Origin of the sequence: Mesorhizobium sp. B2-7-3, assembly GCF_006440715.1 — a bacterium.
Taxonomy (GTDB): domain Bacteria; phylum Pseudomonadota; class Alphaproteobacteria; order Rhizobiales; family Rhizobiaceae; genus Mesorhizobium; species Mesorhizobium australicum.
In genome coordinates this window covers 52,184-76,089 of record NZ_VFTY01000006.1, presented here as the reverse complement: position 1 = coordinate 76,089, position 23,906 = coordinate 52,184, and the positions used below count along the sequence as shown (strand labels likewise).

At 63.8% G+C, this 23,906-nt stretch carries 25 protein-coding genes; 15 read left to right on the top strand and 10 right to left on the bottom strand.

Going from position 1 to position 23,906, the window contains the following annotated elements; translation table 11 throughout:
* Positions 1 to 3: 3 nt before the first annotated feature.
* The gene (locus tag FJW04_RS29945; RefSeq protein ID WP_181172949.1) at positions 4 to 180 is read right to left on the bottom strand and encodes a hypothetical protein; all 177 of its coding nucleotides are present in this window, start codon (positions 178 to 180) and stop codon (positions 4 to 6) included.
* A gap of 195 nt (positions 181 to 375) precedes the next feature.
* Here FJW04_RS29945 and glyS point away from each other — a divergent pair, with 195 nt between their 5' ends.
* Positions 376 to 2,592: a glycine--tRNA ligase subunit beta gene (gene glyS, locus FJW04_RS15205; protein WP_140715044.1), complete on the top strand. Its 2,217-nt coding sequence runs from the start codon at positions 376 to 378 to the stop codon at positions 2,590 to 2,592.
* Positions 2,593 to 2,790: 198 nt separating this feature from the next.
* Entirely contained in the window at positions 2,791 to 3,078 is a 288-nt protein-coding gene (locus FJW04_RS15200; RefSeq protein WP_140715042.1) for an ATPase, read from the top strand.
* A gap of 71 nt (positions 3,079 to 3,149) precedes the next feature.
* Here FJW04_RS15200 and FJW04_RS15195 read toward each other — a convergent pair whose 3' ends face one another.
* Together FJW04_RS15195 and FJW04_RS15190 are read right to left on the bottom strand one after the other, a co-directional pair.
* Entirely contained in the window at positions 3,150 to 3,536 is a 387-nt protein-coding gene (locus FJW04_RS15195) for a hypothetical protein (protein WP_140715040.1), read from the bottom strand.
* A 175-nt stretch (positions 3,537 to 3,711) separates the two neighbouring features.
* Positions 3,712 to 4,188 (bottom strand): hypothetical protein, encoded by a 477-nt coding sequence (locus FJW04_RS15190; RefSeq protein WP_224622699.1) that lies wholly within the window; start codon positions 4,186 to 4,188, stop codon positions 3,712 to 3,714.
* A gap of 154 nt (positions 4,189 to 4,342) precedes the next feature.
* On the opposite strand from FJW04_RS15190, the gene FJW04_RS15185 reads away from it, so the two are divergent.
* The 3 genes from FJW04_RS15185 to FJW04_RS15175 all read left to right on the top strand — a co-directional run bounded on the left by FJW04_RS15185 (position 4,343) and on the right by FJW04_RS15175 (position 7,514).
* Positions 4,343 to 5,317 carry an L-threonylcarbamoyladenylate synthase gene (locus FJW04_RS15185; RefSeq protein ID WP_181172948.1) on the top strand — a complete coding sequence of 325 codons (975 nt, stop codon included), beginning with the start codon at positions 4,343 to 4,345 and terminating at the stop codon, positions 5,315 to 5,317.
* 9 nt (positions 5,318 to 5,326) lie between these two features.
* Positions 5,327 to 6,757 carry an FAD-binding oxidoreductase gene (locus FJW04_RS15180; RefSeq protein ID WP_140715036.1) on the top strand — a complete coding sequence of 477 codons (1,431 nt, stop codon included), beginning with the start codon at positions 5,327 to 5,329 and terminating at the stop codon, positions 6,755 to 6,757.
* A 190-nt stretch (positions 6,758 to 6,947) separates the two neighbouring features.
* Positions 6,948 to 7,514 carry a DUF6101 family protein gene (locus FJW04_RS15175; RefSeq protein WP_041163896.1) on the top strand — a complete coding sequence of 189 codons (567 nt, stop codon included), beginning with the start codon at positions 6,948 to 6,950 and terminating at the stop codon, positions 7,512 to 7,514.
* Positions 7,515 to 7,555: 41 nt separating this feature from the next.
* On the opposite strand, the gene ubiA is transcribed toward FJW04_RS15175, so the two are convergent.
* Together ubiA and FJW04_RS15165 are read right to left on the bottom strand one after the other, a co-directional pair.
* Positions 7,556 to 8,539 (bottom strand): 4-hydroxybenzoate octaprenyltransferase, encoded by a 984-nt coding sequence (gene ubiA / locus FJW04_RS15170; protein WP_181172960.1) that lies wholly within the window; start codon positions 8,537 to 8,539, stop codon positions 7,556 to 7,558.
* Positions 8,540 to 8,607: 68 nt separating this feature from the next.
* Positions 8,608 to 9,519 carry a LysR family transcriptional regulator gene (locus FJW04_RS15165; protein ID WP_140715032.1) on the bottom strand — a complete coding sequence of 304 codons (912 nt, stop codon included), beginning with the start codon at positions 9,517 to 9,519 and terminating at the stop codon, positions 8,608 to 8,610.
* 90 nt (positions 9,520 to 9,609) lie between these two features.
* On the opposite strand from FJW04_RS15165, the gene FJW04_RS15160 reads away from it, so the two are divergent.
* Both FJW04_RS15160 and purD read left to right on the top strand, forming a co-directional pair.
* Positions 9,610 to 10,431, top strand: a complete 822-nt coding sequence (locus FJW04_RS15160; protein ID WP_140715030.1) for a phytanoyl-CoA dioxygenase family protein — start codon at positions 9,610 to 9,612, stop codon at positions 10,429 to 10,431.
* Between the two features lie 151 nt (positions 10,432 to 10,582).
* Positions 10,583 to 11,860, top strand: coding sequence for a phosphoribosylamine--glycine ligase (gene purD, locus FJW04_RS15155; protein ID WP_140715028.1), 1,278 nt, complete (start codon positions 10,583 to 10,585; stop codon positions 11,858 to 11,860).
* 19 nt (positions 11,861 to 11,879) lie between these two features.
* Here purD and FJW04_RS15150 read toward each other — a convergent pair whose 3' ends face one another.
* Positions 11,880 to 12,989: a glycoside hydrolase family 25 protein gene (locus tag FJW04_RS15150; RefSeq protein ID WP_140715481.1), complete on the bottom strand. Its 1,110-nt coding sequence runs from the start codon at positions 12,987 to 12,989 to the stop codon at positions 11,880 to 11,882.
* Positions 12,990 to 13,129: 140 nt separating this feature from the next.
* The gene (locus FJW04_RS15145) at positions 13,130 to 13,366 is read right to left on the bottom strand and encodes a hypothetical protein (RefSeq protein ID WP_140715026.1); all 237 of its coding nucleotides are present in this window, start codon (positions 13,364 to 13,366) and stop codon (positions 13,130 to 13,132) included.
* Positions 13,367 to 13,577: 211 nt separating this feature from the next.
* Here FJW04_RS15145 and FJW04_RS15140 point away from each other — a divergent pair, with 211 nt between their 5' ends.
* Positions 13,578 to 15,347 carry an acyl-CoA dehydrogenase family protein gene (locus tag FJW04_RS15140; protein WP_140715024.1) on the top strand — a complete coding sequence of 590 codons (1,770 nt, stop codon included), beginning with the start codon at positions 13,578 to 13,580 and terminating at the stop codon, positions 15,345 to 15,347.
* A 19-nt stretch (positions 15,348 to 15,366) separates the two neighbouring features.
* Entirely contained in the window at positions 15,367 to 16,119 is a 753-nt protein-coding gene (locus FJW04_RS15135) for a crotonase/enoyl-CoA hydratase family protein (RefSeq protein ID WP_140715022.1), read from the top strand.
* Positions 16,120 to 16,126: 7 nt separating this feature from the next.
* Here the strand turns inward: FJW04_RS15135 and pdxH are convergent, their stop codons facing one another.
* Complete coding sequence (pdxH, locus tag FJW04_RS15130; protein ID WP_281405544.1) at positions 16,127 to 16,756, bottom strand: pyridoxamine 5'-phosphate oxidase; 630 nt, start codon at positions 16,754 to 16,756, stop codon at positions 16,127 to 16,129.
* Positions 16,757 to 16,783: 27 nt separating this feature from the next.
* Here pdxH and FJW04_RS15125 point away from each other — a divergent pair, with 27 nt between their 5' ends.
* From FJW04_RS15125 to FJW04_RS15110, 4 genes are all read left to right on the top strand, one after another.
* Positions 16,784 to 17,245 (top strand): RT0821/Lpp0805 family surface protein, encoded by a 462-nt coding sequence (locus FJW04_RS15125; protein WP_140715020.1) that lies wholly within the window; start codon positions 16,784 to 16,786, stop codon positions 17,243 to 17,245.
* A gap of 100 nt (positions 17,246 to 17,345) precedes the next feature.
* Positions 17,346 to 18,278 (top strand): J domain-containing protein, encoded by a 933-nt coding sequence (locus FJW04_RS15120; protein WP_015318819.1) that lies wholly within the window; start codon positions 17,346 to 17,348, stop codon positions 18,276 to 18,278.
* A 105-nt stretch (positions 18,279 to 18,383) separates the two neighbouring features.
* Positions 18,384 to 19,202 (top strand): enoyl-ACP reductase FabI, encoded by an 819-nt coding sequence (fabI, locus tag FJW04_RS15115; protein ID WP_015318818.1) that lies wholly within the window; start codon positions 18,384 to 18,386, stop codon positions 19,200 to 19,202.
* 52 nt (positions 19,203 to 19,254) lie between these two features.
* On the top strand, positions 19,255 to 19,848 hold the full coding sequence (locus FJW04_RS15110) for a histidine phosphatase family protein (RefSeq protein ID WP_140715018.1): 594 nt from the start codon (positions 19,255 to 19,257) through the stop codon (positions 19,846 to 19,848).
* Positions 19,849 to 19,857: 9 nt separating this feature from the next.
* Here the strand turns inward: FJW04_RS15110 and FJW04_RS15105 are convergent, their stop codons facing one another.
* Positions 19,858 to 20,121: a DUF1344 domain-containing protein gene (locus FJW04_RS15105; RefSeq protein WP_015318816.1), complete on the bottom strand. Its 264-nt coding sequence runs from the start codon at positions 20,119 to 20,121 to the stop codon at positions 19,858 to 19,860.
* 183 nt (positions 20,122 to 20,304) lie between these two features.
* On the opposite strand from FJW04_RS15105, the gene aroC reads away from it, so the two are divergent.
* Together aroC and ribB are read left to right on the top strand one after the other, a co-directional pair.
* Positions 20,305 to 21,411: a chorismate synthase gene (gene aroC / locus FJW04_RS15100; protein ID WP_140715016.1), complete on the top strand. Its 1,107-nt coding sequence runs from the start codon at positions 20,305 to 20,307 to the stop codon at positions 21,409 to 21,411.
* Positions 21,412 to 21,560: 149 nt separating this feature from the next.
* The gene (gene ribB, locus FJW04_RS15095) at positions 21,561 to 22,661 is read left to right on the top strand and encodes a 3,4-dihydroxy-2-butanone-4-phosphate synthase (RefSeq protein WP_015318814.1); all 1,101 of its coding nucleotides are present in this window, start codon (positions 21,561 to 21,563) and stop codon (positions 22,659 to 22,661) included.
* Between the two features lie 19 nt (positions 22,662 to 22,680).
* On the opposite strand, the gene FJW04_RS15090 is transcribed toward ribB, so the two are convergent.
* Positions 22,681 to 23,901, bottom strand: coding sequence for an MFS transporter (locus FJW04_RS15090; protein WP_140715014.1), 1,221 nt, complete (start codon positions 23,899 to 23,901; stop codon positions 22,681 to 22,683).
* Positions 23,902 to 23,906 lie beyond the last annotated feature (5 nt).

Sequence of the window (23,906 nt, the reverse complement as noted above, 5' to 3'; positions counted from 1 at the left end):
GCCTCAAGCGTCCTCGATCATTCCGAGGGAAGCATGGATCGGCGGCAGGATCTGGCCGCTCGGACCAGCCATTGTCCTTAGCGCCTGCCGCACGCCCGGCATCGAGAAGGCGCCGTGGGCCTGCGCGGTGAAGCAGGCGCTGAGCGCAAGGATCTGAAGAAGTCTGGATGCCGTTTTCATTGTCGTTCAGCCAATAGTTCCCTGCCTGAGCGTGGGTCGCTTCAGCGCAGCTTTCGGTTCATGGAAATCTTTGATCCAAGGACGGGCGGGTTCGGCTCGTCCCGACAGGCCTATTGAAATTTATGGAAAGGGTGACAGCGGCCAGCCGAGTTGCTATGCCCCGCCCGGACCACTCTCCCGCATGAGCTGACCCCGATGCCTGACCTGCTTCTTGAACTTCGTTCCGAGGAAATTCCTGCCCGCATGCAGCGCAAGGCGGCGGGCGATTTGAAGAAGATGCTGACCGACGGTCTGGTCGAGGCGGGTCTCACCTATGAGGCGGCGCGTGAGTATTGGACGCCCCGGCGCCTGACGCTCGATATACGCGGGCTCACCGCACGCTCAAAAGACATTCACGAGGAAATCAAGGGTCCGTCGACATCGGCGCCAGAACAGGCGGTCCAGGGCTTCCTGCGCAAGGCCGGCCTGTCTTCGATCGCCGAGGCGCATGTCCATTCCGACCCGAAGAAGGGCGACTTCTACGTCGCCCATATTTCGAAGCCGGGCAGGGCGGCCGAAGAGATCATCGCCGGACTGGTGCCTGACCTCGTCCGCGATTTTCCGTGGCCGAAGTCGATGCGCTGGGGACCGGCCTCGGCCAAACCGGGCTCGCTGCGCTGGGTGCGCCCGCTGCAGTCGATCCTGTGCACCTTCGGCCCCGAGACCGAGGAGCCGGTGGTGGTCGATTTCGAGATCGACGGCATCCGTTCGGGCAACATCACCTACGGCCACCGTTTCCTCGCGCCCGGCGAAATCACCGTGCGCCGCTTCGACGATTATGTGGGCAAGCTGGAGGCGGGCAAGGTCGTGCTCGACGCCGACCGTCGCAAGGAGATCATCCTCGCCGACGCCCGCAACCTCGCCTTCGCCAACGGGCTCGACCTAGTCGAGGATGAGGGGCTGCTTGAAGAAGTGTCCGGGCTGGTCGAGTGGCCTGTCGTGCTGATGGGCGAGTTCGAGCAGGCTTTCCTTGCCATTCCGGCGGAAGTGATCCGGTTGACCATCCGCGCCAACCAGAAGTGTTTTGTCACGCGGCCGCAGGGGGAAAGCGAGGCGCTTTCCAACCGCTTCATCCTCACCGCCAACATCGAGGCGAAGGACGGCGGCAAGGAGATCGCCCACGGCAACGGCAAGGTGGTGCGCGCCCGCCTGTCCGATGCGCTCTATTTCTGGACTACCGACCAGGGCGATTTGCCGGACCTTGACCAACTCCAGGCATCGGCCGAGAAGTTCGGGCTCGATCTGAAAAAGCCGCTCGACCAGCGCATGGCGCGGCTCGACCATCTCAATGTGACCTTCCATGCCAAGCTTGGCACGCAGGGCGAGCGGGTGGGGCGCATCAAGCGATTGGCGGAAGAATTGGCGCCGGTCGTTGGCGCCGATCCCACGCTCGCGGGCCGTGCGGCGGTTCTCGCCAAGGCCGATCTCACCACCGAAGTGGTCGGCGAGTTTCCCGAACTGCAGGGGGCGATGGGCCGCAAATATGCGCTGCTGCAGGGCGAGCATCCATCCGTGGCCGCGGCCATCGAGGAGCACTACAAGCCGCAAGGACCGTCAGACCGGGTGCCGACTGATCCGGTATCTGTGGCCGTTGCGGTTGCAGACAAGCTCGATACGCTGGTCGGATTTTGGGAAATCGACGAGAAGCCGACTGGATCTAAGGATCCTTATGCACTGCGAAGGGCTGCACTTGGGGTAGTGAGAATTCTTATTGAGAATAGAATTCAATTGAGCATCGCCGAACTAGCAGAATCTCATGTTCTCTTTGTCCACCAATCGATGCAGCGTCCTCGTGGCGGAGCTATTGGGCGAGGGATGCGGGAATTCAAAGGAAGGCAGGTTGGGGCCGAGGTGATCGACCTCCTCGCCTTCTTCCACGACCGCCTGAAAGTCTACCTCCGCGACCAGGGCGCGCGCCATGACCTGATCGACGCGGTGATCACGCCTCAGTCCGATGACCTCCTGCAGATCGTCCGCCGTGTCGAGGCGCTCGGCTCTTTCCTTGACACCGAGGACGGCAAGAATTTGCTCGCCGGCACCAAGCGTGCCGCCAACATTCTGGCCGCCGAGGAGAAGAAGAAAACGGCCGTCGCCGAAACCGTTGAGCCGGCGTTGTTCCGGCAAGATGCGGAGAAGTCGCTGTTCGCCGCGGTGAATCAGGCCGAGAAGCAAGTCGGCGAAGCGATTCAAAACCAAGACTTTTCGGCTGCCATGATGGCGCTTAGCGTGTTGCGTGAACCCGTTGATTCATTCTTTGAGCATGTTCTCGTGAATGATGAGGACCTGTCCGTGCGTGCCAACCGACTGGCGCTGCTCGCGCGCATTCGCACGGCTACCGGTCAGGTCGCGGATTTCTCGAAAATCGCTGGTTGAGAAGCACTTTTCGAAAAGTCGGCACCGATTTTCTCGGACAAACGGTTTCCGTTTGTCCTGAGATCACGCCGGGATAGAGGGGGCCGCAGGCCCCGGGAAAAATATGTTCCGGCCGGCCCTTCGAGCCGGCTTACAGTCATATGACGATGATCTCTCCGTGGCAAAAGGGGTGTGTTCCCCACCCCAACGGAGGCTTCCATGAATTCCGATCACGAAATCGAAGTGACAGAAGAAACCTCGGCTCCTGCCGAGCCGCTTGAATCCGCTTCCGAAACCGCCCTCGATCACGCCGCTGCGACCACGGTCGAAGCCGCTGATCTGTCTGACGAAGACGGAGATGGCGATGACGAGGAAGGCGACGATGAAGACGGCGAAGAGTCTGACGAAGACGACGCCGATGACACCGTGAAGGCCGAAGGCGATGACGCCGAAGAATCCGAAGACGGCGAGTCCGAAGACGACGACGACAAGGAAGAAGCAGCCTGATTTTCAGTTAACAGGTTCTCGAGGGCGGCGCTTTCGCGCCGCCCTTCCGCCGTCTTCCCAAATTGATTTGATCAGTTCTCCAGGATGCTGACGCGCACGCTGTTTTCATAGACGTCGACCTGGATCAGCGGCTCGCCATTGACGATGGCGCGCTTGGTCGAGGAACTCATCGCGCCGGGGCGCTCCAGCATGCGCTGCAGGTCGGCGCGCTGGTCGTTGGTCCTGAACCAGGCGTCGCCCTCGTCGTCGCCGTCGCGGCGATGGAATTTGTGCCAGTTGGCACGGTCTTGCCGCACCATCTGCGCGGCGCCATCCAGCGCATAGCCGTCGCTCGCCTGGTGGTCGCGATCAGAAATGCGCGCGACATAGGATCCCAGCATGTCGTCCGCTTGGGCCACGCCACCAAGCAATGACGCCAACAGAAGCCCTGCCACGGTAACGGTCTTCGATTTTTTCATGAGCAATCCCCTTTGCCTTGAACAATGCGATTGAGTCCGCCGGAGCCGCTTGGCGAAAATCAGCCGCAGGGCCGCCAGCGAGATACTCTAGACGAAATTCGCCGGACAGTGGTGCGCAGGAGGCCAGACCGCCGTCAAGCCGCCGAGCATTTTGCCCGTCCGGTTTGCGTGGTCGCTACTTGACCTTGCCGGCTCCTGAAGCAGGTTGGTGGGCTGGCGGAGGCGGCGCGGCTGCCGCCGGTGCCGCTGCTTTCCCGTGCGCTGCCGGCGCGGGGGCTGCCGAGGCTGTCGCCGTGGCGGGGGCGGTTGGGGTGGCTGGGGCCGTTGCCGCGGCCGGCGCCTTGGCCTGCATGGGTGTCGAGAAAGCGCCGCCGACGACGCCGCCCCTAATGATCATCGGGCTCTGCGCGAAGGAGTGCCTCGCCTCGGCCTTGCCGGGGATTGCCGCGACCTTTTCGTAGGTGACGTCAGGCTCGCCAAGCACAACGACGGACACAACGTCGCTCGCCTTGCCGTCGGCCGCCTTCAGCGCAAGGATGGAGGGTGTCGAGGCCGGCGCACCGGGAAAGACCAGCGACGAGGCCTGAGCCCCGCCACCCATTGAGGCCAAAGTGATGGCAAGCGCTCCCCAGATACGAACAGACACCGACATAGCTCCCCATTGCCCAGAAGCCGCACGATAGTACTCGGCGATTGATGCCGGCTTTCGTGGAAAGATAGCATTTTAGGAATTGATGAATTGCCAATGCCCGCTTGCCCCGGCGGCCCCGTCGTATTACGCAGCCGGCATCCGCGAGGTGACGAGAGTGGCTGAAATACTTGCCGTCGGCGAAGCGATGGAACCGGCGTTGACGCTGCTTGAGGGCGGCGATGTCGTCGCCATTCCAACGGAAACCGTGTACGGGCTTGCCGGCGATGCCACCAACGGCATTGGCGTGGCGCGCATTTTCGAAGCCAAGGGGCGGCCGCGTTTCAATCCGCTGATCGCCCATGTCGCCGACATGGCGATGGCCGAGCGCATCGCCTCGTTCGATCCGCTGTCCAGGAAGCTCGCGCTTGCCTTCTGGCCGGGTCCGCTGACGCTGGTGCTGCCACAGCGCCCCGGCAACGGCATTCATCCGCTGGTTACGGCCGGGCTCGACACGATCGCCGTGCGCATGCCGAGGGGTTTTGGCGGCGACCTGATCGCTAGGCTTGGCCGACCGCTTGCCGCGCCCAGCGCCAACTCATCCGGCAAGATCAGCGCGACGACGGCGCAAGCGGTGGCTGCGGATTTAGGCGGGCGCATCAAACTGGTGGTCGATGGCGGCGCCACCCCGGTCGGGCTGGAATCGACCATCGTCAAGGCCGAAGGCGAAAGGTTGCGCCTGCTTCGGCCCGGCGGCATTGCCGCCGATGAGATCGAGGCAGCCATCCGCATGGAGCTGCAGCGCGGCGGCACTGCCGGCGTCGAGGCACCGGGCATGCTTGCCTCGCACTACGCACCGGGCGCGGCTGTTCGGCTCAATGCCGGCACGGTTGGTGAAGGAGAAGCATTGCTTGCCTTCGGCGACCACCGCGCGGAAGGCTGGCGCGGCGCGACCGCTTTCCTCAACCTCTCCCTGTCAGGTGACCTGAGTGAAGCGGCAAGCAATCTCTTTGCCTACATGCAGGATCTCGACCGTAGCGGCGCGCGGATTATCGCCGTCGAGCCGATTCCCTTTGACGGACTTGGCGAGGCCATCAACGACCGGCTCTCCCGTGCCGCCGCTCCTCGTGACAACGCACAGCCCACAACGTAGTTTTCCCAGATGACCGCAACCGCAAAGACACTCGATCCTGCTCTCATCGATCGTTTCGCGGCGATCGTCGGCGACAAATATGCGCTGCGCGACCAGCGGGACATCGCGCCTTATCTGATCGAGCGACGCGGCCTCTGGCACGGCGCGACATCCGTGGTGCTGCGGCCGGGCAGCGTCGACGAGGTCAGCCGGATCATGCGGCTGGCGACTGAGACCGGAACGCCGATCGTGCCGCAAAGCGGCAACACCGGGCTGGTCGGCGCGCAGGTGCCGGACAGATCCGGTCGCGAGATCGTCCTGTCGCTATCGCGGCTGAACCGCGTCCGCGAGATCGATGTGCTGTCCAATACGGTCACGGTCGAGGCCGGTGTCATCCTGCAGACCTTGCAGGAAGCGGCCGATGCCGCCGACCGGCTGTTTCCGCTGTCGCTCGCCGCGCAAGGCTCCTGCCAGATCGGCGGCAACCTGTCGTCCAATGCCGGCGGCACCGGCGTGCTGGCCTATGGCAATGCGCGCGAACTGTGCCTCGGCGTCGAGGTGGTGCTGCCGACCGGCGAGGTGTTCGACGATTTGCGCAAACTGAAGAAGGACAACACCGGCTACGACCTGAAGGACCTGTTCGTCGGCGCCGAAGGCACGCTCGGTGTCATCACCGCCGCCGTGCTCAAACTGTTCCCGAAGCCGAAGGGGAGGGACGTCGCCTTCGTCGGCCTGTCGTCGCCCGAAGCCGCCCTTTCCCTGTTCAGCCTGGCCATGGACCGCGCCGGGGCCGCACTCACGGCCTTCGAACTGATCGGCAAGCGCCCGTATGACTTTACCCTTGCGCACGCCCAGGGCGTCGTGCGGCCGCTGGCCGAAGACTGGCCCTGGTACGTGCTGATGCAGATATCGTCCGGCCGCTCAGCGGAGGATTCTCGGGCGCTGATCGAGGATGTGCTTTCGGCGGGTCTAGAGAAGGAATTCGTCGGCGATGCCGTCATCGCCGCCAGCCTCGGGCAGGGCGATGCCTTCTGGGATTTTCGCGAGCTGTTGCCCGAGGCACAAAAGCCGGAAGGCGCTTCGATCAAGCACGACATTTCGGTGCCGATCGCATCGATACCGCGCTTCATAAGGGAGGCCGCCGGCGCGGTGGCGTCAGTGAGCGCCGGCGCCCGCGTGGTCTGCTTCGGCCATATGGGAGACGGCAATCTCCACTATAACATTTCACGGCCCGTCGACGGCGACGACGAGGCGTTCCTGGCGCTCTATCATGCGATGAACAAGGCCGTGCATGACGTGGTGCGCAGCCTGCACGGTTCGATCTCGGCCGAGCACGGCATCGGTCAGTTGAAGCGCGACGAACTGATCGCCACCGCGCCGCCGATGGCCATCGATCTGATGCGCCGGGTAAAGGCTGCCTTCGATCCGGCCGGCATCATGAATCCTGGTAAGGTTATCTGATCCTTTCAGCATCCTGTGGCTGGTGGCATTCCGATAACCATCCCTGAGATCAGCAAAATTTAACCGACTTTCTTAAGCGCGGCGGTAAGGAGCCGGCGCTACTGTTTCCCCATAACGAGGCCGGGAAAACTGGCCCGGAGAGAACCGGACACCGGCTCTCAGGAGACAGACAGGAAGGCGCTCTATGAACGTGAACACTGGACTGAAGCCAGTCTGGGCGGGACGCAACATGCGTCTCGACCCATTCCGCCTGCCGCAGGTGGTGAGCTATGCCACGCGCGACGATTATGGCGACGTAACCTTCACCATCGACCAGCGCGGCGCCGTGATCCGCCGCCTGCTCGAGATGAGCGGCCTGCCGGCGATCATCGTGCTGCCCGCCAATGCATTTCGCGGCGTCGCCGCCCGTGCGATGGAGGATCCGGAAGGCAATGTCACGGTGACCCTGGAACTCCTGCACAACGATCCGATGCTGTCGGTGCCGCTGCTGGTGGCCGACGATCTCGAAGACGTCGCCGCCGACTGGCGCGCCTGGGCCGACGCCTACCGTCTGCCGATGCTGCTGATCGAATCCGATGGCGTCGCCCGCACCCTGGAAGAATCGCTCGGCGCCGCCATCAAGACATTGCCGCCGCGGGAGCGCCGCAAGGGCCGCGTTTCCAATATGCGCCGCCCCCGCTTCCTTGCCCGCCGCAGAGCCGGTGACCTCGGCCTCAGGCTGGTGATCGGCGGCGAGGAGATCATTTCAAGAGACTAGCGTTCTTCTCCCCGTATAGAGACGGGGAGAAGGAAAAGCCGCTACACCAGCGGCTTCAGCGCCACCCACAATGCGCCGCCGATCAGGCCGAGGAAGATCAGCCAGCCGACCTGGTTGTTCGACCGAAACAGCCGCAGGCACTGGTCTGGATCGTCGATATCCAGAACCGCGATCTGCCGGGCCATGTGGGCGCCGGCGGCGATCAATCCCGCCAGTGCCACCACCGGGGCCTGCGCCGAGGCGAAGGCGATGGCGAAGCAGATCAGCGTACCACCATAGAGCCCCGCGAGCCATGCCTTGGTGTTGTCGCCGAACAGCCGCGCGGTCGAACGCACGCCGACAATGGCGTCGTCTTCCTTGTCCTGGTGGGCATAGATCGTGTCATAGCCGATCACCCACAGGATCGAACCGATATAGAGCATGACGGCGGGGCCATCGAGATCACCGAACTCGACCGCCCACCCCATCAGCGCGCCCCAGGAAAAGGCGAGGCCGAGAAACATTTGCGGCCAGTTGGTTATCCGCTTCATGAATGGGTAGACGGCGACGATCACCAGCGAGCAGACGCCGAGCAGAATGGCAAAGCTGTTGAACTGCAGGAGAACCGCCAGGCCGACCAGGGCCTGCAGGACAAGAAACAGCCAGGCCCGCCGGCGCGTGGTCTGGCCGGACGGTAGCGGGCGTGAGCGGGTGCGTTCGACCTGGTTATCGATGTCATGGTCGACAATGTCGTTATAGGTGCACCCGGCGCCACGCATGGCGATGGCGCCAATCAGGAAGAGCACAAGGTACAAGGGCGCCGGCAGCAGCGAGAGCAGCGGGTCGCCTGGGCGCGGATAGGCGCTCGCCGCAAGTGACGCCGACCACCAGCATGGCCACAAAAGCAACTGCCAGCCGATCGGCCTGTCCCACCGCGCCAGCTGCGCATAGGGCCAGATCGCGCGCGGCAGCACGCGATAGACCCAATGGCGGCTCGGCGCATCGGCGACGCGACCCTGGGCCGCTTTTGACTGGACAGGTTCCATCGGCATGGAGTGGCAGCAGTGGCGGAAACCGTCAAGCGGCAAGCGGAGGAGCGGCGGCCCGCCAACCGTCACGACGCGAAGATGTCGCGTGTGGAAAACCAGACTTTCGCCACCGCGATGAAAGCCAGCGCCGCATTCGACACGCGCTGATGCGTATCGTGGGTGAGAATGATGCGCTGCATGGGCAGCGGATCCGACAGCGGTTTGCAGACGAGGCGCAAGCCGTCATAGCTGCGGTCGCCATGCGGGCGGGTATAGCTGACCGCGACGCCGAAGCCGTTGGCCACCATGCTGCGCTGGAGTTCGAACGAACTTGTGCGCATGTCGGCCACCGGCGACAGGCCACGGCCGCGGAACAGGTCGAGCATATGCTGCCAGCTATGCGGCTGGTCGGTCGTGATCAGCGGGTAGGCGGCCAGATCCGCCAGACTGACCTCGGGGTGGCCCGCCAGTGCATGGCCCGCCGGCAGCAGCGCATGCGGCCGAAGCTCGTGCAGCAGGATGCGGGCGAAATGCGACGGCAGGCCGAGATCGTAGCTGAGGCCGAGGTCGACTGTGGCGTCCGCCAGGCGTCGCCCAAGCGTCTCGAACGTCTCGTCACGGACGACAACCGCGACCGCTGGATGACGTTCGGAGAAGGCGCGGATAAGGCCCGGCGCGAAAAAGGGCGCCAGATCCTCGAAGCAGCCGAGCACCAGCTCCCCACCGATGGCTGAATTGCCCGCCCCCAGGCTCATGAGTTCGTCAGTCTCGGCAAGAACCTGCTTTGCCTTCGCTACCACGACACGGCCGAACGAGGTCAGCGAAACGCCGCTTCCCCGCTGGCGTACGAATAGTTTCTGGCCGAAATCCCTTTCGATGGCGTCGATGGCCACTGAAACCGACGGCTGCGAAATGTTTATCGCCCGCGCCGCGCCGGTGACGCTGCCATGGCGGGCGACGGCGATGAGATAGCGGAGTTGCGTGAGCGTAAGGCTCATAGCCAAAACCTATGTGTCAGATGAGAAGTTATTATTTTACTGAATGAGAGGACATTGCGATAGTGGCCTCGATCCTGAGAGGAGGACACCATGGCTTCCCAAACCGCCACGCAGCCAATCGTCACCGAAATCATCGATGCGCAGACAATCGCCGACTACCAGCGTGACGGCGCGGTCTGCATCCGCGGCGCCTTCAAGGGCTGGGTCGACACGATTGCCGCCGGCATCGAGCGCAACATGCGGAGCCGCAGCGCCACCGCGTCCGACATCGCTGGCGGCAAGGGCAGCTTCTTCGACGACTACTGCAACTGGGAGCGTATCCCTGAATTCGTCGACGTCGTGCGCAATTCGCCGGCGGCGCGACTGGCGGCCGCGGTGATGCAGTCGCGCACCGCGCAGTTCTTCCACGACCATGTGCTGGTCAAGGAGCCCGGTACGCAGAAGCCGACGCCGTGGCACCAGGACATCCCCTATTATTTCGTCGACGGCCAGCAGACGGTGAGCTTCTGGATCCCCATCGATCCAGTGAAGGAGGCGACGCTGCGCCTGATCGCCGGCTCGCACAAATGGGACAAGATGATCCTGCTGGTACGCTGGCTGGACGATGGCAATTTTTACGCCGCCGAGGGCGATTACCGTCCGGTGCCCGATCCCGACACCGATCCGTCGATGAAAGTTATCGAATGGGAGATGGAGCCGGGCGACGCCATCCTGTTCGACTTCAGGACGGCACACGGCGCGCGCGGCAATATGACCGCGGCCCGGCGCCGGGCGTTGTCGCTGCGCTGGGTCGGCGACGATGCCCATTATGTCGAGCGACCGGGCCGCACCTCGCCGCCCTATCACGGCCATGGCATGCAGCCGGGACAGAAGCTGCGCGAGGATTGGTTTCCGGTGGTCTTTCAGGGCTGAACGAGCGCCGGAATAGGGGCGGCGGTAGCCGGCGCCCTATTCGACAGGGATAACGTTCCCGTGCGCAATCCACCCTGACGCCTTGACCCGTCGCCCAGAGAGCAATAGCGGGTTGTTCTCTCTATGGGATCGGCGGCATCAAGAGGTGGCCATGAACGTTCTTCTTCTCGGCTCCGGCGGCCGCGAACATGCGCTGGCCTGGAAGATCGCCGCTTCGCCGCTGCTGACCAAGCTCTACGCGGCCCCCGGCAATCCGGGCATTGGCAGCGAGGCCGAACTGGTGAAGCTTGATATCACCGATCACGCCGCGGTCGCCGCCTTCTGCCGGGAGAAAAAAATCGATCTCGTCGTGGTCGGCCCGGAAGGGCCGCTCGTCGCCGGCATCGCCGATGATCTGCGCGCCGAAAACATCCGCGTCTTCGGGCCTTCGAAGGCCGCCGCGCGGCTGGAAGGCTCGAAGGGTTTCACCAAGGACCTCTGCGCCCGGTACAACATTCCGACCGCCGCCTATGGCCGGTTCGGCGACCTGGCCTCGGCCAAGGCCTATGTCGAGAAGACAGGCGCGCCGATCGTCATCAAGGCCGACGGGCTCGCAGCTGGCAAGGGTGTCACCGTAGCCATGACGATGGACGAGGCACGGGCGGCACTCGCTTCCTGCTTTGACGGGTCCTTTGGTGCTGCCGGCGCGGAGGTGGTGGTCGAGGAATTCATGACCGGCGAGGAGGCGAGTTTCTTCTGCCTCTGCGACGGCACCACGGCGCTTCCCTTCGGCACCGCGCAGGACCACAAGCGCGTCGGTGATGGCGACGTCGGTCCCAACACCGGCGGCATGGGTGCCTATTCGCCGGCCCCGGTAATGACGCCTGACATGATCGAGCGCACCATGCGCGAGATCATCGAGCCGACGATGCGCGGCATGGCCGAGCTTGGCGCGCCTTTCGCCGGGATTCTGTTCGCCGGACTGATGATCACGGAAAGCGGGCCGAAGCTGATCGAATACAACACCCGCTTCGGCGATCCGGAATGCCAGGTGCTGGTGATGCGGCTCAGGGATGACCTGCTGGTGCTGCTCAATGCCGCGACCGATGGCCAGCTCGCGCATATGTCGGTGCGCTGGCGTGACGAGGCGGCGCTGACCGTCGTGATGGCGGCCAGGGGCTATCCCGGCACACCGGAGAAAGGCTCCGTCATCCGCGGCGTCGAGGACGCCGCCGGTGAAGGCGTCCAGATTTTCCATGCCGGCACCGCAATCAATGGCGGTGCGCTGGTCGCCAACGGCGGCCGTGTGCTCAATGTCACGGCGAGCGGGGCCACGGTCGGAGAGGCGCAGGCGCGGGCCTATGCCGCCCTCGACCGCATCGACTGGCCGGACGGGTTTTGCCGCCGCGACATAGGCTGGCAGGCCGTGGCGCGCGAGCAGGCCGGCTGAAGCTCCGACCGGGTGGCGGCTATTGCTGACCTCGGTCGAGGGTTGTCGAAGCGGTGCTGACCGGGTCGGCCGCGGCAAAGGCGGCGTCAAGCTGTTCGGGGGAAGGCTGCCCGCCCCGCTTCCAGGCCACATATTGGACAATGCCGAACCCCGGCCGTCGCGGCACCGTCTTCACGACTGGCATGCGGAACCCGTCGCGAAATTTTGACCAGCGCGAACCAAGCACGGCGACTATTTCCTCGAAGGTCGGCGGCGTCGCCACATCGGCATAAATGATGGTGGCCTTGCCGGCGAGCGCGGCTTCCCGCGAGAGCGGCACTGGTACGCTGGCAAGATAATCGGCAGGCACGTCGATCAGGCCACCGAAAGGCCATTGCTGGCGCAGAGTGACGGCATCCGTGGGCGCCACGTTGACGTCGATGTTGTCGGGTGTGCCGGCAACTCTGTAGGGGCAACGGAAGCGGCCGCAATTGGCCTGCGCCGAGAACTGCCAGAGCGCGTAGCCCTGCCAGTTGCCCATCGGAAAATGCACGTCGATGTCAGGCTTATAGCGCGCGTACCAAAGCGGCAGCCGCGACAAGAGCCGGTATTTGTAGCGGTTGTCGGCGATATATTGGGCGGTCTTGCCGTTGGTGTAGAGCACCGGGAAGCGGCCGATGCGCCGATGCACCTGGCGGGCGAACTCCTCGGCATCGTCGAGCGACATCCATTGCGAGGGATCGATGCCCTCGATGTCGAGGGCCATGAGGTCGTCCGGTGCGGGGTCGGCGAAATCGAGGAAATTGTTGGCCTGTTCGACCGGATTGCCGGGACGGGCGAGATGATAGGCGCCCCATTTCATGCCGAGCGCCTTGGCCACGACCCTGCGTGTCTGGAACAATTCGCGCGTCACCGCGTGGCGTTTCCACAGTGCCTTGCACAGTTTCACGTCAGTCTCGCCGCCGAAACAGAAATAGGGCGGCGGCATGCCGTCGGAAGCCTTGTTGATGAAGGCGACGATGCGCTTGTCGGTGGCAAGCTGGGCCCAATCGATGGAATTGTATTCGTAGGCGTCGATGACGAGCGCGCGGTCAGCGCTCTTCCACGGCTCGGAGAAGTCCGAAGCCTTTGCCGTCGTGCCCAGCACAATCGCTGCCGCGAAAGCGAGAAGCGCCGTGCGGCAAAGGAGGCGCGCCGTCCTTTTCAAAACAGGGAATCCCCGTTGATCAAGGGTAAATCCTGGACCGCTATGGTTAAGAAAATGCTTCTCGGACCCTGGTGCGGGATAAGCTAGCGCCGGCTGAACGGTTGAAATTCGAACGGGTCGGGCGCGGGCTCCTGTTGCAGCGTACCTTCGGCGGCGCGTTTGCGGTGGTGGGCAAGCGAGCATCGCGGCGAGCACAATATGCCGCGATCCGACCAGTAGGCGGCACCATTTCCCAGGTCGCCGTGATAATAGGAAAACCCGGTTGCCCGATAGGGCAAACCGCATTCGATGCAGCGATAGGCGTCAGGTCTGGCAAGCATGGGAATGTTCCGGTCGCTGGTTTTCCGTCGCCGGTCGATTTGGCCCGGCATCTGTCGAATTTAATACAGCCCTGCCTGATTGCAAAATCAGCGTGACAAAATTTGACGTTTACGTAAAAAGGCGATCGGAGACCGCCCAAAGGCGGATGGTTTTGCGGCGGCACTGGCTCTACGGTCGACGAGGCCGATGCATAAGGGAGGATCGAGCGGCATGTATCGGGCACCGGTCGAGGATATCGCGTTCACCCTGAAGCATGTGGCCGGCATGAAATCCGCCATCGACACGGGAGCGTTCGGAGACCTCAGCGAGGATCTGGTCGACGCCGTCCTTGGTGAGGCGGGCCGTTTCGCCTCCGAGGAGGTGGCCCCCCTTTATAAAATCGGCGACGAACATGGCGCCGTGCTCAGGGATGCCGCGGTGACCACGCCTCCGGGCTGGAAGGAACTCTATCGCCGCTGGATCGAAGGCGGCTGGAATGCGCTCTCCGGGCCGGAAGAGTATGGCGGCCAGGCACTGCCGACCATGCTCGGCGTCGCCGCACTCGAAATGTGGAACTCCGCCGCCATGGCCTTCGGCATCGGCCCGACGCTGACCATGGGCGCGGTCGAGGCGCTCGACAAGCACGCTTCCGAGGAACTCAAGGCGACATATCTGGCAAAGCTCGTCTCCGGCGAATGGATGGGCACGATGAACCTGACCGAGCCGCAGGCCGGATCGGACCTCGCCGCCTTGCGCGCCCGCGCCGAGCCCGCCGGCGATGGCACCTACCGCCTCTTCGGCCAGAAGATATTCATCACTTACGGCGAGCACGATTTCACCGACAACATCATCCATCTGGTGCTGGCGCGGCTTCCCGATGCGCCGGCCGGAACGCGTGGCATCTCGCTGTTCCTGGTGCCGAAATTCCTGGTCGGCGACGATGGCTCGCTCGGTGCGCGCAACGACGTCTTCTGTTCCGGCCTCGAGCACAAGCTCGGCATCCATGCCTCGCCGACCTGCACCATGATCTATGGCGACGGTTTTCAAGGCGCCAGGCCTGGCGCCATCGGCTGGCTGATCGGCGAGGAGAACAAGGGCCTCGCCTGCATGTTCACCATGATGAACAATGCGCGTCTTGCTGTCGGGATGCAGGGTGTCGCGGTCGCGGAAGCAGCGACCCAGAAGGCGATTGCCTATGCCAATGAACGCCGCCAGGGCAAGGCGGCGGATTACGCCGGCGCCGGCATGGCGCCGATCGTCCATCACCCCGACGTGCAGCGCAATCTCCTGACCATGAAGGCGCTAACCCAGATCGCGCGGTCGATCAGTTATTCCTGTGCCCATGCCATCGACATGGCGCGCGTGTCGTCTGGCGGCGAGGCGACGCATTGGCGCGACCGTGCTAATTTGCTGACTCCGCTCGCCAAGGCGTTTTCGACCGATGTCGGCGTGGAAGTCGCCTCGCTCGGCGTCCAGGTGCATGGCGGCATGGGCTTCATCGAGGAAACGGGTGCGGCCGCGTACTATCGCGACGCGCGCATCGCGCCGATCTATGAAGGCACGAACGGCATCCAGGCGATCGACCTGGTGACCCGAAAACTGCCGCTTGGCGGCGGCGAGCATGTGCATGGCTATATCGACGAACTGGCCGGTATCGCCAATGCGGTGCGAACGTCGAACCTCGAAGGTTTTGGCCGCACCGCCGACACTCTCGATCAGGCGCTCTCCGATTTGACGCAAGCGACGCGTTTCCTGCAGAAATTGTCGGCCGAGGGCCGGACGGAGGAGGCGCTGGCCGGTGCGACACCGTATCTCCGGCTGATCTCGCTTGCCGCCGGCGGTGCCTATCTGGCGCTGGCCGCTCTTGCCGACCAGGGCCGCATCGCGCTTTGCCGCTTCTTCGCCGAAAACCTGCTTGGCGAAGCCAGCGCGTTGAAGGAGCGCGTCATCGATGGCGCCGATAGCCTGGCTGCTGCCGCCGAGGCACTGATTTCCGCCTGACCTTCACAAGGAAAACACCGTGACAGACCACATCCTCGTCGAGCGCCAGGGCGCCATCCAGATCATCCGCATGAACCGGCCGGACAAGAAGAACGCGCTGACGCGTGCCATGTATGCGAAAATGTCGGCGGCCCTTGCCGAAGGCGACGCCGATCCGGCGGTCCGCGTCCATGTCTTTCTCGGCGTGCCCGGCGCCTTTTCCTCCGGCAACGACCTTGCCGATTTCATGGTCGTGGCCACCGGCGGCGATGGCGGCACCGAAGTCTGGGATTTCCTGATCGCCCTGGCCGGGGTCGAAAAGCCCATCGTGTCCGGCGTCGACGGTATCGCGGTCGGCATCGGCACCACGATCAACCTGCACTGCGACCTGACTTTCGCCACGCCGCGCACCGTGTTTCGGACCCCCTTCGTCGATCTCGGCCTCGTGCCCGAGGCAGGATCGAGCCTTTTGGCGCCCCGCATCCTGGGCCAGCAGGGTGCTTTCGCCCTGCTCGGTCTCGGTGAGGGATTTTCGGCCGAGCGCGCGAAGGCCGCCGGGCTGATCTACGAGGTGGTCGAGGAAGGTGGGCTGGAGGCTTCGGTGCTTGCAGCGGCCGGCCAGATCGCGGCCAAGCCACCGCAAGCGCTCAAGATCGCGCGCGACCTGATGCGTGGCTCACGCGACGATCTGGTTGCCCGCATCGGGATAGAGAGCGAGCATTTCCGCGAGCGGCTGAAATCCGACGAGGCGCGCGCCGCCCTCACGGCATTCGTGACCAGGAAAAAGGGCTGATGGTTCGTCAGGGATAGAGCCTGGCCTTGTCCCAGCCGCCTGCCGCGTTGCGTGAAAAGACCACGCGGTCATGCAGCCGGAACGGCCGGTCGTGCCAGAATTCGATCGTCTTCGGCACGATCCGGAAGCCCGACCAATGTTTCGGTCGCGGGATTTCGCCGATGGCATAACGCGCCGTGTATTCTGCGACCGCCTTTTCCAGCGCGAAGCGGCTTTCCAGCGGGCGCGATTGCTTCGACGCCCAGGCGCCGATGCGGCTGCCGCGTGGCCGCGTCGCGTAATAGCTGTCGGCTTCCGCATCGCTGACGAGCTCCACCGGACCGCGAATGCGCACCTGGCGGCGCAGCGATTTCCAATGGAAACACATCGCCGCCTTCATGCTGCCAAGAATCTCCTGGCCCTTGGCGCTCTCGAAATTCGTGTAGAACACAAAGCCGCTTTCATCGAACCCCTTGAGCAGCACCATCCTTACGTCCGGCATGCCCTCGGCATCGACGGTCGCCAATGCCACGCCATTGGCATCGTTGATTTCGCTCTTGGTAGCGTCGTCCAGCCATGCGGCAAAGAGGCGAAACGGCTCTGCCGCCTCGGTAAAGTCACTGCTTGTTAACTCTGTGTCACTCATAGTTTTTCTCAAATTGTCACGAGACCAGGAGGTTGCCGATTGTCGCGTATCGCGCAAGCTTTTGACAGCAGGCAATGGGGCGTTATCGCTTCAGCCAGCACGAAAGCGGCGATCGTGGCAGTCGTCCTGCCGCTCGCGGCCTGCGGTGCAGGTGGCTTCAGCCTGGAGAAGGCCGAAGTCGACCGCTCGATCCTGACCAGCAGCACATCGGCTTCGCCCAAGCCGGCCGATTCGGATCGCGACTCCGACCAGACGACGATCGGCAATGCGGTATCGTCCGCCGATATCGAGCAACTCGGCGGCCAGGCGGTGCCGTGGGCGAACACCGGCACCGGGTCGCGCGGCTCCATCACCGAACTGGCGGAATTGAAGGACAGCGGCCAGACCTGCCGCCGCTTCAAGGTTTCGCGCGAAAGCTTTGACGGCGTTGCCATGTTCCAGGGCGAACTCTGTCTTGCCGGTGCCGGCGGCTGGCGCATGCAGGGCTTCAAGGCACTCTGATTTTCCGCCGTCGATATGAAGGTCCGCTACTGGAATTTCTTCCTATGCGAGCGCATATAGGGGGCAAGTATGGACTCAACTCATTTCCAGGGCAGGAAGCATGCGCGACCCCTATGAGGTGCTGGGCGTTGCAAAGAACGCATCGGCCAAGGACATAAAATCGGCGTACCGGAAACTCGCCAAGAAGCATCATCCGGACCAGAATCCGAATGATCCCAAGGCAAAGGACCGTTTTGCCGCGGCCAATCAGGCCTATGAGGTCATCGGCGACGAGAAGAACCGTGCGGCTTTCGATCGTGGCGAGATCGACGCCGACGGCAAGCCGCGTTTCCAGGGTTTTGAAGGTGCGGCCGGCGGTGGCGACCCCTTTGCCGGGTTCCGCCGCCAGCAACAGGGCGCCGGAGGCTCGCGATTCGAGTTCCGCTCGGGCCGTCCGGGCGGCGATCCGTTCGACGGCAACAGCGATATCTTCAGCCAGATCTTCGGCGATGCCTTTTCAGGCGCGCGCGGGCCAGGCGCGGGCGACCGCCGCCAGACGGCGACAGCAGCCGACCTGAACGTCACGCTCGACGTCACCATCGAGGAAGCGGCCAATGCCGAGAAGGTGACGGCGATGTTCCCGGATGGCCGCAAGGTTGCGGTCAAGCTGCCGGCCTATGTCGAGGATGGCCAGACCATCCGGCTGAAGGGCCAGGGCGAGCAGGGACCGGGCCAACCCGGCGACGCACTGGTCAAGATCCATATCCGCCGGCATCCACGTTACCGCATCGAAGGCCGTGACCTGCACGCCGACCTGCCGGTTTCGCTGGCCGATGCGGTGCTGGGCGCCAAGGTGCCGGTCGAGACGCCGACAGGCAGGCTTGCGGTCAACGTTCCCGCCTGGTCGAGCTCGGACAAGGTCCTGCGGCTCAAGGGCAGGGGCTTGCCGGAGAAAGCCGGCGGCCATGGCGATCTCTATGCCCATGTGCGCATCATGCTGCCGGAAGGCGGCGACAGCGCGCTGGAATCGCTGTTGCGCGGCCAAAAAGGCTGATCGAGAGCTTTTGTCCCCCGAACTGTCCGCTTTGAACGCTTGAAGGGGCTGTATGCCTGTGCGATAGGCACTCCACAAAGCAGATATCTTGCGGAGAACACGCATATGGCGGGTGGACAGGGCCTGATGGCCGGCAAGCGCGGCCTGATTCTTGGCGTCGCCAACAACAGGTCGATCGCTTATGGCATTGCCAAAGCCTGCGTCGATCACGGCGCCGAGATAGCGCTGACCTATCAGGGCGAAGCCTTCAAGAAGCGCGTCGAGCCGCTGGCGGCGGAACTGGGCGCCTTTGTCGCCGGCCATTGCGACGTAACCGATCCGGCGAGCCTGGACGAGGTCTTCGCCAATGTCGCCAAGCATTGGGGCAAGCTCGACTTCCTCGTGCACGCCATCGCCTTTTCCGATAAGGACGAGCTGACCGGCCGCTATGTCGAGACGACGCGCGACAATTTCCTGCGCACCATGGACATTTCAGTCTATTCCTTCACCACCATCGCCAAGCGCGCCGAAGCGCTGATGACCGAGGGCGGTTCGCTGCTGACGTTGACCTATTACGGCGCCGAGAAGGTCATGCCGCACTATAACGTCATGGGCGTCGCCAAGGCGGCACTGGAGGCCAGCGTGCGTTATCTCGCCGTCGACCTTGGCGCCAAGAAGATCCGCGTCAACGCCATCTCGGCCGGCCCGATCAAGACGCTCGCCGCCTCCGGCATCGGCGACTTCCGCTACATCCTGAAGTGGAACGAATACAACTCGCCGCTGAAGCAGACGGTCACGCAGGAAGAGGTCGGCGATTCCGGCGTCTATTTCCTGTCCGACCTGTCGCGCGGCGTCACCGGCGAAGTGCACCATGTCGATTCCGGCTACCACGTCGTCGGCATGAAAGCGGTCGACGCGCCAGATATTTCGACGGTCAAGGATTAGGTCTCCCCGCCTTTCCTCCTTCCAGGCCCTGGCCCGATCTCCGGAAGAGCTGATGTACCCGCTGGTTTATATCGTGCGCCACGGCCAGACCGCGTGGAATGCCGAGTTCCGGCTTCAGGGCCAGGCCGATACCGATCTCAATGCTCTCGGCCGCGAACAGGCGAGCGCAAACGGGCATCGGCTGGCCGAACTCGTCGGCGCTCCCCAGGAATTCGACTTCGTCGCCAGTCCGATGCGGCGCACGCGCGAAACGATGGAACGCATCCGCGCCGCCATGAGGCTCGATCCGCTCGCCTATCGAACCGATATCAGACTGATTGAAGTCAATTTCGGCGATTGGCAGAGTTTTACCTTCGCCGAGCTTGAGAGGCAGTCGCCCGGCGCGAGCCGATCCCGCGCACTGGACAAGTGGAATTTTCAGCCGCCAGGTGAAGGCGCGGAGAGCTACCAGATGCTGCTCGAACGGGTGAAGCCATGGTTCGACGAGCTTCGGGGGCAGACGATTTGCGTGACGCACGGGGGCGTCATGCGCACCCTGTTTCGCTTCGTGCTTGATATGCCCGAGGACGAGGCCGCGAACCTGGAGATACCGCAGGATCGCGTGCTCAAACTTGAAGGCAGGAGCCTGGAGTGGCTCGCCCGGTGACGCCAACTCCTAGTTCGTGTCGCTGTCCCCCGGCAGCTGCATGTCGGTGACGACGTTTTCGCCATCGGTCACATCGTAAGCAATGACGATGTCCATCCCCGGCTTCAGCGCATCAAGATCGGTTTCGGCGTTCAGCTTGTAAGATTTGCCGTCGTCCAGCGTCAGCGTCAGCGCGTCCTTGTCGATCTTCTTGATCAGGCCTTCGGTCTGGCCGGCAAAGGCGGCGGTGGAGAGCAGCAGCGTGGCGGCAACAGCGCCAATCAGGGTACGCATCATCGTCCTCTTTGGTCATTGCGCCGGCCTGGGTGGCGGCGGATCCTCAACGGCGAATGGAGGAGAGCAGAAACCAACCGAATGTGTCAAAACTAAATCCGTCGGATCACAGTTTGACCACTGTGGAAAACGCCAATAGAAGGCTGGCTTCAGCCGGTTTCGATGCCGGGCAGGGCACTTTCCATGTCTCACAACACGTTCGGCCATCTTTTCCGCGTCACCACCTGGGGCGAGAGCCATGGCGCGGCGCTCGGCTGCGTGGTCGATGGTTGTCCGCCGGGTATCCGTTTCACGCGCGATGAAATCCAGGCCGAACTCGACAAGCGCCGCCCGGGTCAGTCGCGCTTCGTCACGCAGCGCCGCGAGCCGGACGAAGTGAAGATGCTCTCAGGCTTCGTCCTCGACGAGGACGGCGCGACGATGATCACCACCGGCACGCCGGTGTCGATGTTGATCGAGAATGTCGATCAACGCTCGAAGGACTATGGCGAGATCGCCCGCCAGTTCCGGCCGGGCCATGCCGACTACACCTACGACGTCAAATACGGCATACGCGACTATCGCGGCGGCGGCCGCTCCTCGGCACGCGAGACCGCTGCCAGGGTCGCTGCCGGCGCGCTCGCCCGCAAAGTGGTGCCGGGCATGGTGGTGCGCGGCGCGCTCGTGTCGATGGGCGAAAAGTCGATCGACCGCGCCAACTGGAACTGGAATTTCATCGGCGATGCCGAGAACCCGTTCTTCACGCCGGATCCGGCTTCGATTCCTGTTTTCACGCGGTATCTCGACGGTATCCGCAAGGCCGGTTCCTCGGTTGGCGCGGTGATCGAGATCGTCGCCGACGGTGTGCCTGCCGGCCTCGGCGCGCCGATCTACGCCAAGCTCGACCAGGACATCGCGTCCGGCTTGATGTCGATCAACGCCGTCAAGGGCGTCGAGATCGGCAATGGTTTCGAGGCCGCCCGCATCACCGGCGAACAGAATGCCGACGAGATGCGCATGGGCAATGACGGCAAGCCGGTGTTCCTGTCCAACAATGCCGGCGGCATCCTGGGCGGCATCTCGACGGGCCAGGCGATCGTCGCCCGTTTTGCGGTGAAGCCGACTTCGTCGATCCTGACGCCCCGGAAGTCGATCGACAAGGACGGCAACGACGTGGAGGTGATGACCAAGGGTCGCCACGATCCCTGCGTCGGCATCCGAGCCGTGCCGATCGGCGAGGCCATGGTTGCCTGCGCCATTGCCGACCACTATCTGCGGCACAGAGGACAGACGGGGAAGGGAGGGGAATAGGGCCGTAGGGCAGTAGGGCAGTAGGGCAGTAGGGCAGTAGGGCAGTAGGCAGTAGGTTACGCAGCCAGCCGAAACAGCCAGGATTTTCCTTTCCCCTACTGCCTTACTGCCCTATTCCCCTACTGCCCTGCGAGCAAAGCGAGCGTTCCATGCCTTATGACCAGAAGAAGATCGTCGAAGCCATCCGCGCCTTCGAACGCGGCGAGATCGTCGTCGTCATGGACGATGACGGGCGCGAGAACGAGGGCGACCTGATCGTCGCCGCCGTCCATTGCACGCCGGAGAAGATGGCCTTCATCGTTCGCAACACGTCGGGTATTGTCTGCACGCCGATGCCGCGCGAGGAGGCTAAACGGCTGAACCTCGCGCCGATGGTGGCCGACAATGATTCGGCTCACACCACCGCCTTTACCGTCAGCGTCGACTTCAAGCATGGCACGACGACAGGCATTTCGGCCGACGACCGCACGCTGACCGTGCGCAACCTCGCCAACGGCAATGTCGGCGCCTCCGATTTCGTCCGCCCTGGCCACATCTTCCCGCTCATCGCGCGCGAGGGCGGCGTCTTGATGCGCTCGGGTCATACCGAGGCGGCGGTCGATTTGTGCAAGCTCGCCGGCCTGCCGCCGATCGGCGTGATCTCGGAACTGGTCAACGACGACGGCACCGTCAAGCGCGGCCCGCAGGTCGCGGCTTTCGCCGAGGAGCATGGCCTCAAGCAGGTATCGGTCGCCGACCTCATCGCTTACCGGCAGCGCAAGGAGACCCTGGTCGAGCGCGTCGCCTGCTCCGACATCGAGACGCTGGGCGGCAAGGCGCAGGTCTTCACCTACACGCTGCCCTGGGACACGATGCATCACGTCGCCATCGTCTTCGGCGACATCCGCGATGGCGAGGAGGTGCCGGTGCGGCTGCATTCGGAGGATGTGGTGACCGACGTGTTCGGAACCAGCCACCGGCTCGACGGCATCATGAAGGCGATGGGCGAGCGCAAGCGCGGCGTCATTGTCTATCTCAGGGAAGGCTCGGTCGGCGTTGCCCACCAGGAGCGCAACCGGCCGGCGCCAGGCGACCGCGAGGACCATGAAGAGGCGCGCCGGCGCGAGAGCGAATGGCGCGAGATCGGCCTTGGCGCCCAGATCCTGAAGGACCTCGGCATTTCATCCATTAACCTGATTGCCTCGCGCGAACGCCACTATGTCGGCCTCGAGGGTTTTGGCATTCACATCGCCAAGACCGAGATCCTCTGATCTCGACAAACCCTGCCTGTCACTCGGCCGGGATTGCCGCCTCGCATCCTTCCAACTCGCATTCGTGGGTGGCGAGGCTGCGCTGGCCGAGCAGCACCGTGATCAGCGCGATAGCGCCTGACGTCACCGAGACCCAGAATCCGTTCTGGGCGCCGAATGCATCCACCACGGCGCCGGCGGCGAAGGAGCCCAGCGCCATGCCGATGCCGATCCCGGTGGTTACCCAGGTGATGCCTTCGGTCAGCATCGCTTCCGGGACATGCCGCTCGATCAGGCCGAAGGCGGTGATGAAGGTCGGCGAGATCGCCACGCCACTGATGAAGACAGTCAGCGCGAGCGCTGGCACGGTGCTGGCGGTAAGCGGCAGCAGTGTGCCGAGCGCGACCAAGGCAACCGCGATGGCGAGCTGGCGTTGCAGCGGTGCTTTCAGGTTGAGCGCGCCGATGATGATGCCGAGCACGAAGGAGCCCAGCGCATAGACGCCGATGACGAGACTGGCAGTGCCCGGCTGGCCGAGTTCCTTGGTGATCGCCACCGTGCTCACCTCCGTCGTCGCGAAGGTCGCGCCGATGAAGATCATGGCGAAGGTGATGATTTGGACCGGCCCCAGGCGGATTGCCGAGCCGCTGGAGCCATGGTCCACCGGCCGCACTTGCGGCTCGGTCGAACGCTGCAGAATGAAGGCTGTCGAGCCCAAGGCGAGGAACAGCGTGCTGACGGCAACGCCCGCTTCCGGGAACAGCGCGGCGCTGAGGCCCACAGATAGCGATGCGCCGGCAATATAGACCAGTTCGTCCGCCGCCGACTCGAAGGCGAAGGCGGTGTTCATCTCGGGCCGGCCCCGGAAAATCTCGGTCCAGCGCGCCCGCACCATGGCCGGCATGCTTGGCATCGCCGCGGCCAGCAGCGCCGACGCGAACAGCGTCCATACCGGCCAGTCTTGATTGGCCGATGCGATCAGGGCCGCGAATGCGAGCACGGAGATGATGGTGGTGGGTACGACAACCCGCGTCTGGCCGAGGCGGTCGACCAACCTCGATATCTGCGGCGCCAGGAAGGCATTGGCCAAGGCGAATGTCGCCGAAACCGCACCCGCCACCCAGTATTCGCCACGCGTCTGCGACAGCATAGCCACGATGCCGATCGGGGCCATGGCGATCGGCAGGCGCGCCATGAAGCCGGCGGCGGCAAAGCCCCTGGCTCCGGGAGCGCGAAACATTTCCGAATAGGGGTTTTGCATGATCC

Coding starts and splice junctions, on each gene's coding strand:
- FJW04_RS29945 (WP_181172949.1), bottom strand. CDS start 180: ATGAAAACGGCATCCAGACTTCTTCAGATCCTTGCGCTCAGCGCCTGC.
- glyS (WP_140715044.1), top strand. CDS start 376: ATGCCTGACCTGCTTCTTGAACTTCGTTCCGAGGAAATTCCTGCCCGC.
- FJW04_RS15200 (WP_140715042.1), top strand. CDS start 2,791: ATGAATTCCGATCACGAAATCGAAGTGACAGAAGAAACCTCGGCTCCT.
- FJW04_RS15195 (WP_140715040.1), bottom strand. CDS start 3,536: ATGAAAAAATCGAAGACCGTTACCGTGGCAGGGCTTCTGTTGGCGTCA.
- FJW04_RS15190 (WP_224622699.1), bottom strand. CDS start 4,188: ATGTCGGTGTCTGTTCGTATCTGGGGAGCGCTTGCCATCACTTTGGCC.
- FJW04_RS15180 (WP_140715036.1), top strand. CDS start 5,327: ATGACCGCAACCGCAAAGACACTCGATCCTGCTCTCATCGATCGTTTC.
- ubiA (WP_181172960.1), bottom strand. CDS start 8,539: ATGGAACCTGTCCAGTCAAAAGCGGCCCAGGGTCGCGTCGCCGATGCG.
- FJW04_RS15165 (WP_140715032.1), bottom strand. CDS start 9,519: ATGAGCCTTACGCTCACGCAACTCCGCTATCTCATCGCCGTCGCCCGC.
- FJW04_RS15160 (WP_140715030.1), top strand. CDS start 9,610: ATGGCTTCCCAAACCGCCACGCAGCCAATCGTCACCGAAATCATCGAT.
- purD (WP_140715028.1), top strand. CDS start 10,583: ATGAACGTTCTTCTTCTCGGCTCCGGCGGCCGCGAACATGCGCTGGCC.
- FJW04_RS15145 (WP_140715026.1), bottom strand. CDS start 13,366: ATGCTTGCCAGACCTGACGCCTATCGCTGCATCGAATGCGGTTTGCCC.
- FJW04_RS15140 (WP_140715024.1), top strand. CDS start 13,578: ATGTATCGGGCACCGGTCGAGGATATCGCGTTCACCCTGAAGCATGTG.
- FJW04_RS15120 (WP_015318819.1), top strand. CDS start 17,346: ATGCGCGACCCCTATGAGGTGCTGGGCGTTGCAAAGAACGCATCGGCC.
- fabI (WP_015318818.1), top strand. CDS start 18,384: ATGGCGGGTGGACAGGGCCTGATGGCCGGCAAGCGCGGCCTGATTCTT.
- FJW04_RS15110 (WP_140715018.1), top strand. CDS start 19,255: ATGTACCCGCTGGTTTATATCGTGCGCCACGGCCAGACCGCGTGGAAT.
- FJW04_RS15105 (WP_015318816.1), bottom strand. CDS start 20,121: ATGCGTACCCTGATTGGCGCTGTTGCCGCCACGCTGCTGCTCTCCACC.
- aroC (WP_140715016.1), top strand. CDS start 20,305: ATGTCTCACAACACGTTCGGCCATCTTTTCCGCGTCACCACCTGGGGC.
- ribB (WP_015318814.1), top strand. CDS start 21,561: ATGCCTTATGACCAGAAGAAGATCGTCGAAGCCATCCGCGCCTTCGAA.
- FJW04_RS15090 (WP_140715014.1), bottom strand. CDS start 23,901: ATGCAAAACCCCTATTCGGAAATGTTTCGCGCTCCCGGAGCCAGGGGC.